The sequence below is a fragment of the Marispirochaeta aestuarii genome, assembly GCF_002087085.1.
GTDB lineage: Bacteria > Spirochaetota > Spirochaetia > JC444 > Marispirochaetaceae > Marispirochaeta > Marispirochaeta aestuarii.
Genome location: NZ_MWQY01000016.1, coordinates 48,549 through 66,304 on the forward strand (window position 1 = coordinate 48,549; position 17,756 = coordinate 66,304).

19 protein-coding genes are annotated in these 17,756 nt (G+C 49.7%); 9 read left to right on the plus strand and 10 right to left on the minus strand.

Annotated elements, in window-relative coordinates; all coding sequences use genetic code 11:
• Window positions 1–189 precede the first annotated feature (189 nt).
• The 4 genes from B4O97_RS14110 to B4O97_RS14125 all read left to right on the plus strand — a co-directional run bounded on the left by B4O97_RS14110 (window position 190) and on the right by B4O97_RS14125 (window position 3,990).
• On the plus strand, window positions 190–735 hold the full coding sequence (locus tag B4O97_RS14110) for a GNAT family N-acetyltransferase (RefSeq protein WP_083051769.1): 546 nt from the start codon (window positions 190–192) through the stop codon (window positions 733–735).
• Between the two features lie 262 nt (window positions 736–997).
• Window positions 998–3,145 carry an ATP-binding protein gene (locus B4O97_RS14115; RefSeq protein WP_083051771.1) on the plus strand — a complete coding sequence of 716 codons (2,148 nt, stop codon included), beginning with the start codon at window positions 998–1,000 and terminating at the stop codon, window positions 3,143–3,145.
• Window positions 3,146–3,616, plus strand: coding sequence for a chemotaxis protein CheX (locus B4O97_RS14120; protein ID WP_083051772.1), 471 nt, complete (start codon window positions 3,146–3,148; stop codon window positions 3,614–3,616). It abuts the gene before it with no gap.
• Window positions 3,616–3,990, plus strand: a complete 375-nt coding sequence (locus B4O97_RS14125) for a response regulator (RefSeq protein WP_083051774.1) — start codon at window positions 3,616–3,618, stop codon at window positions 3,988–3,990. Before B4O97_RS14120 ends, B4O97_RS14125 begins: the two co-directional genes overlap by 1 nt.
• A 244-nt stretch (window positions 3,991–4,234) precedes the next feature.
• Here the strand turns inward: B4O97_RS14125 and B4O97_RS14130 are convergent, their stop codons facing one another.
• The 4 genes from B4O97_RS14130 to B4O97_RS14145 are packed head-to-tail and all read right to left on the minus strand — an operon-like array spanning window position 4,235 to window position 10,827.
• Complete coding sequence (locus B4O97_RS14130) at window positions 4,235–5,368, minus strand: Wadjet anti-phage system protein JetD domain-containing protein (protein ID WP_083051775.1); 1,134 nt, start codon at window positions 5,366–5,368, stop codon at window positions 4,235–4,237.
• Complete coding sequence (locus tag B4O97_RS14135; protein ID WP_083051777.1) at window positions 5,365–8,775, minus strand: ATP-binding protein; 3,411 nt, start codon at window positions 8,773–8,775, stop codon at window positions 5,365–5,367. The genes B4O97_RS14130 and B4O97_RS14135 overlap by 4 nt, the downstream gene beginning before the upstream one ends.
• A gap of 2 nt (window positions 8,776–8,777) precedes the next feature.
• A complete protein-coding gene (locus B4O97_RS14140; RefSeq protein WP_083051778.1) occupies window positions 8,778–9,344 on the minus strand; it encodes a DUF4194 domain-containing protein in 567 nt (188 codons plus the stop codon).
• On the minus strand, window positions 9,337–10,827 hold the full coding sequence (locus tag B4O97_RS14145) for a DUF3375 domain-containing protein (protein WP_158084309.1): 1,491 nt from the start codon (window positions 10,825–10,827) through the stop codon (window positions 9,337–9,339). The genes B4O97_RS14140 and B4O97_RS14145 overlap by 8 nt, the downstream gene beginning before the upstream one ends.
• 185 nt (window positions 10,828–11,012) lie before the next feature.
• Here B4O97_RS14145 and B4O97_RS14150 point away from each other — a divergent pair, with 185 nt between their 5' ends.
• A complete protein-coding gene (locus tag B4O97_RS14150) occupies window positions 11,013–11,519 on the plus strand; it encodes a YeeE/YedE thiosulfate transporter family protein (RefSeq protein ID WP_198947083.1) in 507 nt (168 codons plus the stop codon).
• A gap of 9 nt (window positions 11,520–11,528) precedes the next feature.
• Entirely contained in the window at window positions 11,529–12,092 is a 564-nt protein-coding gene (locus tag B4O97_RS14155; RefSeq protein WP_083051781.1) for a YeeE/YedE thiosulfate transporter family protein, read from the plus strand.
• Window positions 12,093–12,174: 82 nt separating this feature from the next.
• On the opposite strand, the gene B4O97_RS14160 is transcribed toward B4O97_RS14155, so the two are convergent.
• Genes B4O97_RS14160 through B4O97_RS14170 form a run of 3 tightly spaced genes read right to left on the minus strand, consistent with a single transcriptional unit; the run spans window position 12,175 to window position 13,635 of the window.
• On the minus strand, window positions 12,175–12,576 hold the full coding sequence (locus B4O97_RS14160) for a RidA family protein (protein WP_083051783.1): 402 nt from the start codon (window positions 12,574–12,576) through the stop codon (window positions 12,175–12,177).
• Between the two features lie 13 nt (window positions 12,577–12,589).
• The gene (locus B4O97_RS14165) at window positions 12,590–13,195 is read right to left on the minus strand and encodes a DUF1697 domain-containing protein (RefSeq protein ID WP_233143068.1); all 606 of its coding nucleotides are present in this window, start codon (window positions 13,193–13,195) and stop codon (window positions 12,590–12,592) included.
• 26 nt (window positions 13,196–13,221) lie between these two features.
• Window positions 13,222–13,635, minus strand: coding sequence for an SRPBCC domain-containing protein (locus B4O97_RS14170; protein ID WP_083051784.1), 414 nt, complete (start codon window positions 13,633–13,635; stop codon window positions 13,222–13,224).
• A gap of 197 nt (window positions 13,636–13,832) precedes the next feature.
• On the opposite strand from B4O97_RS14170, the gene B4O97_RS14175 reads away from it, so the two are divergent.
• From B4O97_RS14175 to B4O97_RS14185, 3 genes are read left to right on the plus strand one after another with little or no spacing between them, the layout of a single operon-like run.
• Entirely contained in the window at window positions 13,833–14,192 is a 360-nt protein-coding gene (locus tag B4O97_RS14175) for a DUF7670 domain-containing protein (RefSeq protein ID WP_083051786.1), read from the plus strand.
• 4 nt (window positions 14,193–14,196) lie between these two features.
• Window positions 14,197–14,667, plus strand: coding sequence for a YbaK/EbsC family protein (locus B4O97_RS14180; RefSeq protein ID WP_083051787.1), 471 nt, complete (start codon window positions 14,197–14,199; stop codon window positions 14,665–14,667).
• Between the two features lie 13 nt (window positions 14,668–14,680).
• Window positions 14,681–15,298 (plus strand): HD domain-containing protein, encoded by a 618-nt coding sequence (locus B4O97_RS14185; RefSeq protein ID WP_083051789.1) that lies wholly within the window; start codon window positions 14,681–14,683, stop codon window positions 15,296–15,298.
• A 19-nt stretch (window positions 15,299–15,317) separates the two neighbouring features.
• On the opposite strand, the gene B4O97_RS14190 is transcribed toward B4O97_RS14185, so the two are convergent.
• From B4O97_RS14190 to B4O97_RS14200, 3 genes are all read right to left on the minus strand, one after another.
• Complete coding sequence (locus B4O97_RS14190; protein ID WP_083051790.1) at window positions 15,318–15,851, minus strand: hypothetical protein; 534 nt, start codon at window positions 15,849–15,851, stop codon at window positions 15,318–15,320.
• A 117-nt stretch (window positions 15,852–15,968) separates the two neighbouring features.
• Entirely contained in the window at window positions 15,969–17,171 is a 1,203-nt protein-coding gene (locus tag B4O97_RS14195; RefSeq protein WP_083051792.1) for a hypothetical protein, read from the minus strand.
• A gap of 56 nt (window positions 17,172–17,227) precedes the next feature.
• Complete coding sequence (locus B4O97_RS14200) at window positions 17,228–17,677, minus strand: GyrI-like domain-containing protein (RefSeq protein ID WP_083051793.1); 450 nt, start codon at window positions 17,675–17,677, stop codon at window positions 17,228–17,230.
• Window positions 17,678–17,756 lie beyond the last annotated feature (79 nt).

The following is a 17,756-nucleotide window of genomic DNA, read 5'->3' on the forward strand; positions in this document are numbered from 1 at the left end:
GGCCGCGGAGGGGACGCAGAGGCCGCAGAGTAACGCAGAGAGGAAACTGCGCAGAGGTCGCTGAGGGACGCAGAGGGGAAGAAGGTGACAGGAGAAAACTCGGCGCCCTCTGAGGTTCGGCGGTGATTCTCCTCAATCCTTGGTATGCTGTGCATCTCTGTTCCAAAAACAGGATGAAATACAGATTATATGGATTTTCAGATAGATAAAACCATTACCCTGCGGGAATTACACGCCACCGATGCCGGGGATATTTTCCGTACCATCGACAGACAGAGGGAGTATCTTGGCAGGTGGCTGCCCTTTGTGGAAACAACAATACGCCTAGAAGACTCCCGGGCGTTTGTTTCTTCCGTTGTGGATGCCCCTGAGGATCGTTTCGAGCATGTTTTTTCGATTCGAGATACGGATACCTTCATCGGGCTTGTCGGTTTCAAGGATACCGACAGACAGAATAAAAAGACCGAGATAGGCTACTGGCTGTCGGAAGACCGGCAGGGGCGGGGGATCGTGACCCGGGCGGTGAAGCGGCTCTGCAAGTTTGCCTTCAGCGAGCTGGGAATGAACCGGATACAGATAAAGTGCGCCGTTGGAAACGAAGGGAGCAAAAGGATTCCACTGCGTCTTGGCTTTACCCTGGAAGGAGTTGAACGGGACGGGGAGCTTCTTTCCGGCGGGGTCTATACGGATCTGGAGATCTACAGTCTTCTGAAAAGGGATGTTTCAGGGGATTAAGGGGATCGTTATACGCAATGCGTACTGTGTCCTCTTCAAGGGGCTTTCGCGCATTGCGTGAATCCCGCCGTGTCCATCAATTCTCAGGATGCATGTTTCCGGGGAAGGAGGACAGAAGTAGCCTGTCGGTCCTTGCCGGTGCCGTACGGGGATGACAGTACTTGCGCCGGTACGACATTTTTTCGCTTGACGGCACCCGAATCATCCAATATCCTGAAATCCTCAATTATAGTTTACTGATTTTCATTTTTAGGAAGTTTATATGCGTCGCACGTGGTTTTGGGCATTACTGGTATTTATTATATTCGTATTGCTTGTGGGAGCTGGAAGTTCCTTTCTTACCTATCAGAGGGTAGCCCGCCTGTCGGACTTGAAGACCCAGATGGATGAAACTCTCACAAAAATGGCGCAGCTGGTCAATGATACCTACTTCCTATTGTACGATTCCGACGATATCCGGGCTTCCCGGGAAGTATGGCGGGAATCCCTTGAAAATGCCTATATTGATCTGAATAATTTGTCCCAGCACCCGGGGCTGCAGCACGTGGATTCAGCAATAAGCCAGGAGATAGGCCAGATCAGAAGCTCATGGGAAAATACCGTCAGGAACTATTTCTCCGGTGATCAGTTTCTGTTGAACTTCCTGGATTCCAAGGTTGAATTGAATACCAATGACAATATCAACAGCATGGTTTCCCAGGTTTCGCGGTTGATAAGTGAAACAGGAGTCGATTCAGGGCAGCAGGAGGACGTTTATCAGCTGAATCTGGCGTATTTGAGGCTGAGAACGGGAACAGCCCAGCTGCGGGTGTTTATTACCTCCGCTGTGGAAGAGTTGAGAGGCAATGTCCAGGATGAAACCGACAGAGCGCTGGAACAGACGTTTACTGTGTCCGGTATTGTTCTGGTACTTCTTCTGCTGCTGATCGTTCTTGTTCTGACCTTCAGTTTGCGGGTCCTTCGTCAGGCCAATATCGACCTGGAAGAACAGGTCAGGGAGAGGACCAGGGCCATTCAAAACCTTCTGGACTTTTCCGGGGTGGGGTATATTACCTTCGGACCTGATTTGATCATCAATCCTGAAATCTCACGGGAATGCAATACCATCTTCGGGCGCTCGATCGCGGGGGAGAACATTGCCCAGGTTCTGTTTTCTTCCAGCCAGCGGCAGGAGGATTTCTCCGATGCCATGGCCCTGGTTTTCTCAGGAACCTCCCATCCGGAGGTGGTTTTTAATGTTCTGGATTCCAAGACGTTCATAAATGACAAGACTATTGAAATGAGTTTTCGTCTGGTTGATGAGTCCACAATCATGGGACAGCTCAGGGATATTTCCGAGACTGAAGAACTGCAGAGAACTCTTGAAAGAGAGAACAGCCAGCGGGAAATGGTTCTGAAGGCAGTGACCTCCAAACGCTATTTCCTGAGTATTCTGGATGATGCCAGGGAGCTCTTTGCAGCCCTGGAAGAGTGTATTGTGGACGGTAACTTCCACGCAGATGAAGAGAGAAAAAATCAGATAATCCGTGATATTCACACCTTCAAGGCCAACGCTTCCTTTTTGAGGATGGCCCGGACCTCGAAACTTGCTCACATGCTGGAAGATGTCCTGATTGCCCAGGGCATACTCTCCGACGAGGAACCCCTGGGCAACGAGATTGCCGAGTTGAAAAAGGCTTTTAACGATGAAGTCTCCAGCGTGGTTGAGGTCCTTGGCCAGGAATGGCTTAAAGGGGCGGATAAGATTGAGATCAGCCTGAGATTGCTCGAGAAGACTCGAAAGTTCGTGCGGGATCGCTACCCGGAAGACAAGTATCTGATTCATGCAATCGATGTTCTTTCGTATCTGCCTCTCTCAATGCTGTTCATGCGCCTTGGTGATATGAGCCGGGATCTCGCTGCAACCAACGGGAAAAGGGTGAATGTCCTTATCGAAGACAACGAGATTTCCGTTACACCTGAACAATACCAGAATCTGTTGCATGCGGTTAATCATATCCTTCGAAACATGATAACCCACGGTATTGAATTTCCGAGGCACAGGGAAAAAGCCGGTAAAAACCCCGAAGGTAACATTAAAATCCACTCCAGCCTGGAGGGGCGGGAAATCCAGATCAGGATTTCCGACGACGGGGCCGGTCTTTCCGTGAAAAAGATAACGGAACGGGCCAGGGAGATCGGATGGCTGGACGACGGGGGATCTCTGTCAACCAGGGAGAGTGTTAAGATGATCTTTGAACCGGGGTTTTCAACCGCTGATACTGTGACCGCTGTTGCCGGCCGGGGATTCGGACTGGCTGCGGTAAAAGACGCGATCTATCAGATCGGTGGAAAAATCAGGGTATCCACCGCCCCGGGCAGGGGTACAACCTTTATTATTGTGATTCCAAATGAAAGGATGGGATATTAGATGAAAGCAGAATATGCCAACGTTTTTATACGAAGCGCGGTACACGTATTCAAGAAAGAACTGAATATTAATATGTCCCGTCAATCCCTGATTAAAAAGAATGCTCCCATTCCCGGGCTGCCGGTCTGTATTATCCTTGGAATAACCGGTCATGTTCGCGGGCAGGTGGTCTATTCTCTGGATAAAAGTTTCGCCCAGGATATTACCCATGCCATGCTGCCGAACAAACTGCCCCATGAGCTGAAAAAGTATATTAACTCGGCGGTCGGAGAAATCGGAAATATGATCACCGGCCAGGCCAGTATTGAGTTGGCCGGTCAGGATAAGATCATAAATCTGACACCTCCGGCTGTTTTTACGGGAGATCAGATGGTGGTTGATTTTCTTGAGATGCCGACAGTTTCGCTCAGGCTCCTCTCTGAGATGGGGATGCTCGAAATCAATATTGCGATAATGGAGGAGGTGCTGTAATGATACGCGGATTAATCGTGGACGACGCCGCAATCATGCGCCTGCGGCTCCGTGAAATTCTCGAACCCAGGTATGAAATCGTGGCGGAGGCCGGAGATGGCAATGAAGCCATTGAAATGTATGACAGATATAAACCGGATTTTATTACCCTGGATATTTCCATGCCCAATACCAATGGTATGGAAGCCCTGGAGATCCTGATGCAGAGAACTCCTCCTCCGCGGATCATAATTGTCAGTGCCGTAGGACAGCAGCGGCTGGTGATAAAAGCACTTCAGGGCGGGGCTAAGGATTTTGTTATTAAACCCTTTGAATCCCCCCGGGTTCTTAAGGCTGTAGAAAGGGTTATGTCTAACGGAACCAATCCCGGATAAGGGAATAAGTAATAAACTCCATTGATCTGGTTGTCCGTGGTGCAGCCTTAATGAGTCTCGGAAGGCCTTCTTTCTCCGTCCCGTCTATCTGCGATATCCTGGGATCTGTAGTTCCAGTTCCGTCTGCTTTACTCTGGAAGGAGTCGAACGGGACGATGAGCCCTTCTCCGGTGGGGATTATACCGGTCTGGTGGTCAACAGTTTGTAAAAAAGAGCCTGACAGGGTGCTCGATAGATTCAATCCCTATCGCACCCGTTCCTGTTCTATCCGTGATATTTCCGGATGCTCGATCAAGTAGTCTGCCAGCTCCTTCTCATCCAGGTTCAGATAATCGTACCAGCTGCCTCGGTCAAGGGACCCTCCCGGAACTGCGAACTTGGTATAGTGCTTGTACGTCGCCAGATCCATTCCTGCCGAAAGGGTATGGGGGAATATGCTGCGGAAGCGGCCCAGGATCGCCAGTCCGTGGAGGTCCATATCGCCCCAGTAATACAGGTTTTTACGCATCAGCCAGGGAACTTCCTTTAGCCGCTGACAGGCGTTCCCCTGTCCCCATATAAGCAAGGTTGTCTCCTGAGATTCTCTTTTCAGTATCGATGTAATAAGCGGCGGAAGGGGGCGGATAAAACATGCCTTGTTTTCGATTACAAGGATCCGTTCAGCCGGGAGTTCCATAGTGGAAAATTCTTCCACGGGGAAGATCCCCATGTCGGCATTGTAAAAAGAGTACGCCGCTTCATAAAAGCGTGTCCAGACAAAAAAATCACTGGAGTAAATCGGACTATCCAGATCAAGGGATTCTCTTCCCATCTCTTCCAGTATTTTCTGTATGGGGGTTCTGTTCCGCTCAATAAACTTGGTGTCAAGGCTGATGGGAAGGGTTCGACGGTTGAGCCCTCTCAGATCGGTGTTGGTATGAAGCTCCGATAGTTGATGCGCCGTGCGGAGAATATCCGGCCATCTGTCGAGGTAACGTAGAATCATTGGAATGTTTCGGCACAGCCATGGGTCTGGTACGGCGATAGTCTTTCGGGTAAGATCGATCGCCTCAAAAAGAGCGGCTACCTCAGCTTTTTTCCCGATAAACCGGAAAAGGTCCTCCGGTGTTTCGAAGAGAATCGCCTTGGGGATGGTCTGAGTTCCGAATTTCCTTGTCCGGACGGTTTTGAACTCAATGACGTACCCGAATCCCTTTTGTTCTTTGGCCTGCGTTTCCAGCTTCCGGATCTGCCTTACCGCCTCGTTATATTGACTGAAATCAATTTTGAGATTGACCCTCGGCCGGTAAGGGAAGACAGATTCCCCGGTGACAACCAGTTTCAGGAATTCAGGGTAGCGGGTTAACAATCTGCTTCGCAGTTCTTCGGGGCTTATCATTGATTCATGGCCTGCATTTCCCGGTAGTTCTCTATGCTCAGATGATGCGGCACAGCATACTCTTTCTGCTTCTCGATAAAACAGACTGATCCGATATGCTTTTCGACTATGTTGATCCTGTCAAGGGGAGTAATGATCATCAGCTGTAGACCCATGGTTTTGAACAGATCCATGGCGAATTCTGAATTCTCCGGATCGACCTTGGAAAATATTTCATCCACAATAATAAAGCGGAAGGAGCGACCTGTCTGCTCGTGCTGTTCACGGTTAAGTCCGTATTGATAGGCTACGGCGGAAGCGAGGATCGTATAGGCAAGTTTGGCCTTTTCTCCACCGGAAAGGCTCATGGAATCCTCGTAGTACTGTTTCTGCTCATCGTTGTCCCGGTACAATTCTATTGCGCCGAACTCAAGCCAGTTGCGTACATCCAGAACTTTCTTTCGCCAGGTATCGTCCTCGGAGAGTTTCGAAATAAGTTCCTGTATCCGTATAAAGGAGGCTTCCAGCTCAACTTCACTGTTTTCTCCGCCACTTCCGGTTTGCCTGGCGTTTCCCATGGAGCTTCTCAAAAGGGCACGAAACTCCTGAACGGACACATCCCGGGCGGCCCTGGTATCAAGGCGTATGTAGGTTTCCGGCAGTCTGGAATATCTGACCGAAATCAGAGAGCGATTGAGGTTTCCGATATCTTCCTTGATCTTTTTCTCGGTAAGATCAAGGGTATTGCTGAAGGAAATGATGTTTTCGAACATTCGCTCATTCATGAACTTGCGAAAGTCTTTTTTGTATTTTGGCAGGTCGTCCTTTTGTATTCTGTCGTGGACCGAAATAAAATCATCAAGAAAATCCGGGTTGGCGGAGAGATGATGCGTATCCGAGGACCACCCGGGAAAACTCCTTGCCAGTTCAGCTCCGGGGAATAGAAACCGGTTCATGGCATTAATCAGGTCCCGGCTGACCTTGTCGATCTTCTTTACGGTGTTCTCGATGTTGGAGCGGTTCTCCTCCATTACAGCTATCTGCTGTGATTTAATCCTTTCAATAGGGTCGAAGCCTTCCGTTTTCTTACGGGTGAGCAGTTTTTCTATAAACGGGGAAACACTGTCGAGTTCTGACCGCTGAGTTTCATCGAGTTCTTCCAGCAGCGCCAGGCTGGTTTTTATCTGTTCCTTCAGACTGCTGATTTTCTGCTTGCATAGGGCTATATCTTCAAGAAGATTGTCGCGTTTTTCTTCCATTTTTCTGCGGGCTTCTTCCAGTTCCCCTTTCTTTGCTTCCAAAGCCCTCAGCGCGTCCGCGCTCTGCAGCAGGGACGTTTTCTGGGCCTCCAGATCGCCGATTCTTTCGGCAAGCTCCGCCCAGTCAATTTCACTGTACTGTTCCAAGGCGACAATTGTTCTTCCGGATTCTATTCTGTCCCTCAGTCCTGCAATTGTCTGCTGGGATTTGTTGACGGATTTCTTCAGTTCTTCCAGAATCGCACCTGTATTCCGGTGTTGTTCCTGCAGGAAGGCGATCTTCCGGCTGTTGTCCCAACCGAGAACATAGCGGTCTCTGTCCCATCGTCCCGGACGATCGTCTTTTTCATGTTTTCGCCTGCCCTTAACCAACCCCCGGGAAGTAACAGCATAGGTTGTGTGGGAAAACTCTTTAAGATCATCGGTGCACAGGTAGTCAAAGCGGTCAAGGAGCGTGGATGCCAGCCAGGAAGAGAATGGGGTGTCCGGGCGTACTTCCAGTTTTGCAGGCAGGGTTGCAGGTTCCGGGGTAAAAAGTTCTTCTCTGGTACCGCTTTGGAATTTACTCCGGCTATCGGGTATCCGGTAGTAGATCAGTCTGCCTTTAAGATCGGTTGAATTGATGTAGGTAGTCGCCTGCTGATACAGGCCTTCGGGCACCAGGACACTAAGGGCGAAGCTGTGCAGCAGTTTCTCCGCTGCTTGTTCCCAGCGCCTTTCATCCTCCCGTATTTGTATAAGCTCTCCTGCAAAGGGGAGTTCTGCAGGGGCTGCTTCAAGAGCGTCACACAGTTGCCTTCGCAGATGGAGGACTTTTGAAGGGATGTTCGATCGTCGATCCCGGAGGGATTTAATCTCTTTTTCCAGTTCTGAGGAGATGCTTTCCTGGTCTTCCTGCTTCCGTTCGATGTTACGAAGGTCTCTTTCCGCCTCTTTAACCTGATTTTCCTTCTTTTTGATCAGCGTTTGTACCGTGCTTCTGTTTGTGTTGAAGACATCTGCGGATACCGGGGCGGGCAGGCCCAGGGACTCAGAGCATCTTATATATTGGGAATGACGTTTTTTGAGCTCCTGTATCCGTTCCCGTGCTCCCGAAAGGTTGTTTTCGATTTCCCTGAGTCTGCCGGAAGTCGAATCCCGGGCGATAGCAGTGTTTACTGATTCCAGTTCACGCGCTGTTTTTTCCTTTTCCTGTTCAATCCGTCCTTTTTCCGACAGATGCCTTTCCAGCAGAGACGATTGCTCAGCGTGAAATTCTTCGGCTTTTTCCTGAATACGTGCGGCAAAGAAGAAAGGTATCCCCTGGCTGATGCTATGCAGCTGTTCCCGCTCCTTCTGAATGGTGCGGTATTTTTCACCGTTTTCCTTTATTTCGGTCAGGAATTCCAGCTGCTTTTCCGCCATCTCAATCTTGTTGTGGGTTTGCAGCAGGTCCTGATAATTACCTTTGAGTTTATGAAAATCCTCCTCCATTCCCGGCTCTTCTATCATGTGGGTACGGATAAAAACATTCAGGTTTTCGATCTGTTTTACACCGACTATCTGGGAAAAGAGGTTCAGTGCTTTCTCGGAGCGGAGTCCAAGAGCCCGGATAAGGTACTGCTGATATTTTGCGAAACTGTCGTGCCAGGCGATTCCCGGGATACTGCCCAGACGTTTACGGTATTCTCTTTTTGCGTCCAGGGGCTGTAAATGCTCCTGAATATGCAAGGGGGCGTCGGCGGTAATATATTCCCGTTGTAGTCCCGAAGCGGAAAACCAGCGGATCTGGGCAAGGCAAAAAGAAGCATTGTTTAGATTGTTGCTGAATCCCGCTACCAGAATGGAGTAGCAGCTTTTATCCCGCAGATTTGAGACGGCGGAACGGCCGGCATCATCGTTGCGAATACTTCCGTAGGCTCCAAGTACATAGGTCTCTTCGGTACGGTCCCGTTTACGTTCGCTTCCGGAGGACTGGTTGTAATGGCGTCTGACCGGGGGAACCAGGAGTGTAACAAGGGCATCCGCCAGGGTCGTCTTTCCCGAACCGTTCGCCCCCGTAATCAGGATGGATTCGCAGTCTGGTTTGATCCGCCATATTCTTTCGTGAAATCCGCCCCAGTTATAGATCTCGAGATACGCCAGCCGGAACCCGCTGTCGATAATCTGTTCAGGAAACAGCATCTCCATATTTACTTTTCTCCATCGGTGAGTTTTGCCTTGAACTCATCTATGAACTCCGGAGTCACTCTGGCTTTCATTATGGGAAGGATCTCGAAGCGGGGATCATCGCTTTTCAGCTCAGCAGATACCGTACGGATATATTTAAGGCGTTCCAGTGCAGAAATGTGCTTGTCCAGATCACGAATAAGACGCACTTCGTCGCCGGAATCGGGAAAGTATACGCGAAGTTTGTCCCGTATCTGTGAGAGGCTGATAAACACTTTAAGGCTGTCGCTTTTATCCGGATCGAAACGTTCCAGTTCCTCCCTCAACAGAATCGCAAGCAGGGAGACTTCGAAGGAAAGAGGCCGGCGCGGAGTAAGTCGCGGAAGGTCCCCGTCCTCCTGCCCGTCCTTCTGGGTAATAAAGGCAAACCCTTCGGCCTCGGAGAGAACCAGTTCAAGGCCGATACGGGAGAGGTAGTCGGCGGCTTTTCGCTGCAATATCAGTAGTTCTCCCCAATGCGGGTCGTCGTAATAGAGAGGACCCTTAAGTAGTTTAAGGACCAGGGGCGCGAAATCGGCGTATTCAGCCATGATCTGTTCCTTCGTTTGAGAAAAGGACCCGGGGTATATGTATATTCCGGGTTATTCCGTCAAAGCTGTAGATGAACGAAAACCCGGTCTCCAGGATCCTGTTGTGCGGACTGCGGCTTGCAATATCCAGATACGCGATAATTTCAGCAAGCCCCTTTTCGGGAGGATACGTTGAAAGCAGATAATCCAGAGAAACTGATGTTCTGCGGTCAAGCTCTCTGGCGATGTTGTTTTCCAGCAGGCCGTAATCAATGTAAAAAAGATTTGCCAGAGGTGAAAGGTCCGGAGAATCTAGCTCGGGTTCTTCAGGAGGACTGAAATCGGTTTCTTCCTGAAGAACGGAAAGAGGACGCTCCATGGGCAGGTAAATCTCCGGATCAGTCTCGATGAGCATAAATGAGTCTTCATCCGGCAGGTCGCCGTTCAGATTAAGCACTATTGTCTTGATTTCGTTTATCTTATCAAGAAGAACCCGGGAACGTTCAGCCTCAGGTCCGACTATTATGCGGTTTAGCCGCTCCGTCAAGCGACGGTTGGAGTCTATAATGCGCTTACCTGCATTCAGCAGGAGTGATTTAAGGCGCAGCAGAAAGGTATCGCCGGTCTCCATTCCCCGCTGGGTTACGTAAGCGAAGATCTTTTCTACCAGTGTGTTTATCTCGTCCCTGCCGTAATCGGTTACAAGGAAATTCCAGAACGCATCGAAACTTTTTCCCTGAGGAGTATTGTGCAGTTCGTCTGCAGCATTAAGTGCGGCCTTCAGGATTTGTCCCCTGGAGGAGCTGTATTCCACCTCCTCTTTATAAATACGGTTCAGTATTCCCCGGAAGTTTTCTTCAACGCTGGAGAAATCGGCGATCAGATCACGGGCGCTTCTGGAAAGCTCAAAGAGTTGTTCACCCATTTGCCGTTTATCCAGAGAATCAACCTCGCCATGTTCTTGAATCAAGTCTATTTCTGCCTGGAGTTCTGCTTGTTCTTTCTTCAATTCGGCGATCTTCTCCTCGGGATCGGCTATTGACTCCCGGGAAAGACGGCGCAGACGATGAAGAATGTCGGTGAAGCGTGATTCAGTAGCTACATAGCTGACTCGACTCATATCTTCGATCAGGCGTATCGCCCGTTCCGTATAAGGAGTCAGTTCCAGGACCGGTTCTCCCGACTGATCCAGGTAACGGCGCAGGAAGCGGTTATCGTGACGACACCATTCCTGAATCAGTTTTTCCGCCTTTTCCATGGAATCTATCTTCTCTGAATCAGGTTCGGCTATATCATCGAGAAAGAGGCCTGTCTCCAGCACAGCATCTTGATAGCTGACGATAAGCCTTTCCTTTTTCTTGAACAGCTCATACAGGACTGCGATAACCAGTGCCGGATTTTGCCTCCGGAATAGGCGTAATAATGGTTGGTCATCGAACAACCGGTGGAGACCGAAGTAGTCCAATGGGGTCTGATCTTCTTCGGAGCTTCTGATTGAATACATTACACTGCCTTTATAACACAGCATGGATAACTGAGGTAAGTGTCATTATGGCGAAGGGGACCTCTTCCTGATTTTGATTGCCTTCAACGCAATTGATACTTATTATTAAAAACAGGAACGGCATCACCCGACGGGTTTCAAAGACCGGGGTGATGCTGAAAATTTTTTCAGGAGGGAGCAGTGTAATGGTTAAAGACAAAGCATGGTCGCCCTATGCAGCCGGTATTGTAATCGGCTTGTTGCAGATTCCCGCGTTTCTGATCATCGGTTCAGCCCTTGGGGCTTCGTCTTCCTATGTATCCGTTTCAGCCTATATTGCGGGGCTGATAGATCCGGCGATCAAGGAGATCGGCTACTTCGAAAAATATATGACCTCCTTGAGCTATCTCTGGCAGGCAAGTATGGTTGTTTCCATCGGTATTGGCGCATTTATCTCTTCCCGTTTATCAGCAAGCCGGAGGCCGTCCTATTCACCGATATGGAAGACAGCGACAGGCGCGACACTGGTTCAGCGTCTGGGTATGGCCTTCATCGGTGGTTTTATCCTTCTTTTTGGTGCCCGTTGGGCGGGAGGCTGTACCCTGGGTCATGGTATTTCAGGAGTGGGTCAGTTGGCAGTATCTTCCATGGTTGTAGTGGTGAGTATGTTTCTGGGCGGTATGGCTGCAGCAAACATCATGCGGCGTTTGTAGGAGGGATGTATGGCATTTACATTTGTTGTTACGGGTATAGTAATGGGGCTGATTTTCGGCTTTGCCATAGAAAAAAGCCGTGTTTTTGAGCCAGGAATGATGGTCGGACTCTTTCAGTTCAGGAACCTCACCGTGCTCAAGGTTTTTCTCTCCGCCATAGCGACGTCAATGGTGGTGATTTCCGTTCTTAATATTCTGGGACTTGTTGATCCGGGTCCGAAGGCTGCTGTTTATCCCGCCACTATCGCCGGCGGACTGATTTTCGGTGCAGGTGTCGCCCTTGCAGGGGGCTGTCCCACAACCCTTCCGGCACAGATCGGAGCGGGATACAAGGATGCCTGGGCTGTTCTGGCGGGGGGTGTGTTCGGAGTTGTGATATACGGATACTTTGAGCCCCTGCTTTCGGGGCTGAATCAGGGACCTGGGAAAATCACGATTCCCCAAAGCCTGGGGCTGCCTTTCTGGGCCCTGGGGTTTCCGGTGGCGATTATCATCGCAATTTTTCTTGGCGTTCTTGAACGCCGCCGTCCGTGGAAGTCAGAAATGGGTAAAGATTACAATGGAGACTTTTAGTTAAATCTCCCTGGTGTTTTACTGTCCGCCGGAGGGAATGAAAAATTCTTCTCTCTGGCGGATACCTTTTGGATTCAGGGGTTTATTCCGGAACTGCCGCGATGGCGTCTATTTCAACCAGCCAGTCAGGATGCCCCAAACCAGGGACAAACTGAACGGTAACTGCGGGAAACCTCTGGTTATCACCCCATTGTTTCTGAAAGGCCCGAAAACCGTCCAGGGGATCCTGTCCCTGCAGAATATGAATGATAAACTTGATGACATTCTCGAGTTTTGCATCTGCGGCAGCCAATACCTTGCGAATGTTGATCAGTACTTGTTCTGTCTGCAGCTCCAGATCGTTTTTACCGACAAGATCGCCCTTTTCGTCTATCGCATTCTGCCCGCCAATGTAGATTGTTCTGTGGTTTCCCGATACGGATATGGTATGAGAATATCCCCTGGGTTCTGCCATGTTGTCCGGATTTAAATACAGTATTTTCATATGGTCTGCCTTTTTACATATTATCCGCTAAAAATCGTGCGGTATTTACGTTTCTTACCGTCATTGATTGATACAGCGGATGGCCGATGATTTTCGTCAACTGACTTTTGTTTAAAAACTCCCTTTTAACGTTCCAGATTATTGCCCCTTCGACATATTTGAGATCAATAAATTCCTTCTTAACCGGCAGGCTGTCGGCTGTTTCTTCAAAATCTATTTCCGGAAAAAGAAAGGCGACATCTGTTTTCTGTTCCGAGTCATTCTTCCAGTTCAGCGGAATGGCATCAGCGATCCTTCGAATTTCCTGGTGTGTTTTAATAAGCAGGGGAATCTGGAATCCATATTCATTGCTCAGGCTGTCCATGATTTTCTCGTGAAGCCTGTCCCGAATCTGATCGGATTCAAAGAATACATTTCCTGATTTGATGTACGTCGAGACATTGCTACAGTCCAGAGACGCAAAGATATCTTTAAGTCTCTTCATTTCAACCTTGTTTTTGCCCCCGACGTTGATTCCTCTCAGCAGCGCAGTGTATTTCACGTTTTTCCGATCTCCTTTTATTGAATTAAGTTTCCCGGCGACCCAGGTGATGTGGAAACAATTCCCTGGCATGTACATTGATTACATAGGATTTTCCTCCGGATTTATAATCCTTCTGTGTATTTCTTGAAATTATCCAATATTGCCTGCCAACCATTTTTCTGCATTTCCAACGGAGTCGATTTGTCTGCATCGAAGGTTTCTTCAATTTTCGTAGCATCATCAACAGATGAAAATCGGACGGTAGTTTTTCTGCCGTCATCAAGGGAGAACTCGATGGTCTTATTGACATCAACGAGAAGGTACTCCCCGGAAAAATCGAATCCCCCGCTCCCGTCCTTTGCTTCCATACGATAAGAAAATCTGCCGCCCGGTTTCAGATTGTTTTCTGCATGCGGACATATCCAGTCGTGAGAAGCGAAATTCCAGTGGATAATATGTTCCGGAGATGTCCAGCTGTTCCAGACCGAGGGCGTATCTTTTTCTACTTGTGTTTCGACGGTAATTTTTTCGCTCATTGCTGCCTCCTCGAACAGGCATTTCCAGACTATACTATAACTAACAAAAATAGTCATAAATATACGAGGAAATCAAGGGAGTTATCCGGATTTTTCGATCCTTTTTACGGTTCCGGATAGCTGTGTTCATTGAGACGAATCTGTGTTGACAGCTGCGGATTTCGTCCGTTAGATTACTCATACACAGGCAAAGAAGTATGATTGGTTTTATCAGTACAAGGGTAATCCGCTGGACAGCTCGGATTCTGTCTGCCCTTATAATTCTTATAGGCCTTCCTTTTTATTTCGGATACGGGAGTCCTCTGCCTTTTGCTGATCCCGCTTATTCCACACTGGATAATCTCTGGCTGATTATATTCCCGCTGATGTTTATCGGCCTGGGGCTCGGCTGGAGGTATGAGAAATTGGGCGCTGTGCTGGTGCTTATGCCCCTCAGTATCGGTTTTGCTGCAGGTATGATAACCGAAGGCGAGATTCCTGTGTTTATGGGTGTTCCCTTTCTTGCCGGTCTGCTCTATGGTATATCAGAATTCACGCGACCCCACGCTAAAGGATGAGTTCATGTCAATTGAGTCAGTCAGGGAATATTTCAGCACCTTGAATATGGAAGACAGGATCCTCGAGTTTGATGTCTCAAGCGCCACCGTCGAGCTTGCGGCCAGGGCTTTGAGCTGCGAGCCGAAACGAATTGCCAAAACGATGTCCTTTCTGCTGGATGACAGATGTGTATTAATCGTGACGGCCGGGGATGCAAGGATCGATAACGCGAAATACAAAAAGCTCTTCGGTAAAAAGGCAAAGATGCTAAGCCCGGAGCAGGTGGAAGCATTAACCGGGCACCGGGTGGGCGGGGTGTGCCCCTTCGCCGTGCCCGAGGGTACGCCGGTGTATCTCGATTTCTCCCTGAAGAGGTTTACCACGGTCTTTCCCGCCTGCGGGAGCAGCAACAGCGCTATAGAGCTCAGCCCGGAGGAGCTGGAGAGATATTCCCGGGCTGAATCCTGGATCGATGTCTGCAAGGACTGGATCTGAGAAGGAGGATAGCATGTCGGCAGATTTTGGAATCACTGATAACAGTCGCCTGGAGAGACAGCTTGATTTTCTTGTCGAGATAGACAAAGTCAAGAACATCCTGCGAAAGTCCCGGCTTTTTGATGCTTCCCGTTTCGAAAATGACGCGGAGCACTCATGGACAATCAGCCTGATGGCGATCCTTCTGAAGGAGTACGCGGACTTTGAGGTAAATATCGAGAAGGTCCTGGTTATGCTCCTTATCCATGATATCGTCGAGATCGATGCGGGGGATACCTTTCTGTACGCGGAAGCACGGGAATCCGCCCATATCGAGGAGGAGAAGGCGGCGCGGAGGATTTTCGGCATGCTGGATGCCGACCAGCGGGATTATTTTATCGGGGTCTGGCATGAATTCGAGGCCCGTCAGTCGAATGAAGCCCGTTTTGCCGCCGTATTCGATCGTCTTGAACCCCTGCTTCAAAACTTTCTCAATGAAGGCTTTACCTGGAAAAAAAACAACATTTCCTGTGCCATGGTGATCGAGAAGAACAGACAGATCGCGGAGGGGTCCCCCCGAATCTGGGATTTTGTGCAGAAGCTGCTGAAGATCGCTGTTCAGAGGGGCTATTTTCCGGAACCGGAAGCTTGAGCTTCAGGCAATGTCTCTTTCAGCTGTTTTTTATGGCGTCCTGATTGATCCCCGCAAAGGATTCGGCAATGAAGGCGGAGGTCTGGCCCAGGAGCCTGCTCTGGTCCGCGGCGGACAGGCTTTCCGGACATACGGCTATTCTGAAAATTCGTGAGGTCTGCTTGAGCGGACCATTCTGAAACGTAAGGGGCTTGTCGACTTCCCCGTCGGAAGAAAGAGAACAGCTGTTTCTGGACAGCGAGGGGGGTACGTCTCCGCGGAAGCCTATGCTGGTATACTCGATTATGCGACCGTCATCGGTCAGCGGACCGACAGAAACCAGGGAGCCTGAATATGTCAGCATAAGGGCGCCCCTGTTGTCGGTGCTGCTGAAGGAACCGACATCGTCCATTCCCTTTTCGATTATCAGATTGTCGAAGGCGTCCTTCTTTTCGAGCCAGCAGGCCCCCAGCCGGGCAATCGTATCTTCGTCCGTTTCGAGTCCGAAGGCTTCCGCCGCTTCGTACAGATGCTTCATGATGCTGTCAGGTAAAACGTTTCGTGATCTTTCCATCCCTTTTCTCCGCCGGCGCCAAGTGTGATGCTGTAATATATAACCCGTAACAGGGGAGTTAACAAGAAAACACCATTTTTTGGACCTGCGGACGCGAGAATCGGATAAAAAGACGATCTATACCTGCTCCAGGAGTTCCTGTGCTTTTTTATTTCCCGGATTAATGTCCAGTATGCGGCGGCAATCGCTGCTGCAGCTGACAATGTCACCGATTTTATGAAAAAGCTTGGCCCGTTCAAGCAGGGCGTCCTGGGAAAAGGGATCATGGATCAGGGCCTGGTCGAAGTTGTCAAAGGCTGCCCTGTATTCCTGCTGCACCGCCTTTACGAGTCCCAGATACAGGTATCCCTTGCTGTTTTCAGGATCCTCACCGATGGACTGTGAGAAGTCCCTCTCAGCAGCTGCAAGATCATCCTTGGTAAAATAGGCCATTCCCCGATGAACATAGACGATGGATCGGAGGTCCCGGCGAAGTTCATTCTCCAAAATTACACTGTAAATCTCCACTGCCCGTTCCAGGTCCCCTTCGTTATGGGCGAGCAGGGCTTCGAGGAGTCTTTCGTCGTTATTGCGGGGGACCGGTCCTTCCTGTCGATCGCTTTTTTCCTCCTCTTCCATGCTGAAGGGCGAATCCTCGAGGACATTCAGTTTGTTCCAGAAGGCATGCCTGCGTTGCCGCAGCTGATCATGCAGGGTTTCCTGATAATCTCTGATTTCCTGAAACATAATATCCGACAGGGTGAGGTTTGCGTTCAATGCCGCAAGACGTCTTTTCAGGGGCTCGTCCAGAGGCGAGAACTCCGATTTGTAAATGAGCCGGTGCTCAACCTCTGCCCAGGCGTCCTGCAGCAGGGTCCGCACCTGGATTTCTATAACTGTATCGGGACTCAGTTTTTCTTTATCCCTGATTGTATCAGGACAACGGATCAGAAAATGAAGCGACTCGTAGCCGAATTCCTTGAACCCTAAATCAGCACCCTTCTGTTCTTTCTCTGTTACGGAAAACTTGGTTTCGATCAGTCGGGCTGCCGTATCTATATCAGACAGGAAGGGGCACACAATTCGCATTCCCATCAGATCAGTGGGAATGATATGGCGTGTCCCCGCCGGCAGGGATGAAAGTCTGCGGCACAGCTTATCATAGAGATTTTTCAGGGATTTAACCCGGTACTTGATGGTTACTTTCAGATCCTGTTCCGCAAAGAGGTTTTCCAGTTCCTTATGCATCCGGACCAGAGCCCTTTCATACCGCCTGATTCTCGGCATGTACAGCTTTTCAATGCGGGAAAACGGCGGCAGAGGAAGGGGTACCACAAACATCTGTCCATTCTACAGGGAGCTTCCGGCCCGGTGCAAGTGTCCGGGATCTGTGAATACTAATCTTCCAGAGGGAAGTAGATCTCCGTCCGGAGCTCCTTTTCCGGGGTCGTTGCCGGATCGTTCAGGTAATACTCGTAGCTGACTGATGCGGTTTTCAGCTTGTGTTTCTGTATATAGTCCATCAGCTCTCCGTAGGGTTTCTCTATTTCGGAGTAGGGTCCAGTGTACAGGGTATACAGGACCCTGCCTCCCGGCAGGGTCCCAGCCTGAATTCTGTCGTCTCCTTCGACGGCCTTCTGGACCGGAAACCCGATCTCCACATCCAGGGCCTCCATGTCCATATTGTGGTAAAGAGCAAAGGGAGCGCCGGCAAAGGGAATTCCCTTCTGCTGCATGAAGGCGGCGATCTCTCCGTAATGCTGACCCATGATCGCAGACAGTTTGCTCACGGGGGTGGTAAAGCGCATTGCCAGGGTGCGCTGTTCTTTGACTTCTCTGATTTCCATGATTTTCTCCTGTTATTGTATGATGAGTTTATAATGGCACGGGGTATGCGACAGCTGTCTGTCGTAATTAAAAACAGGA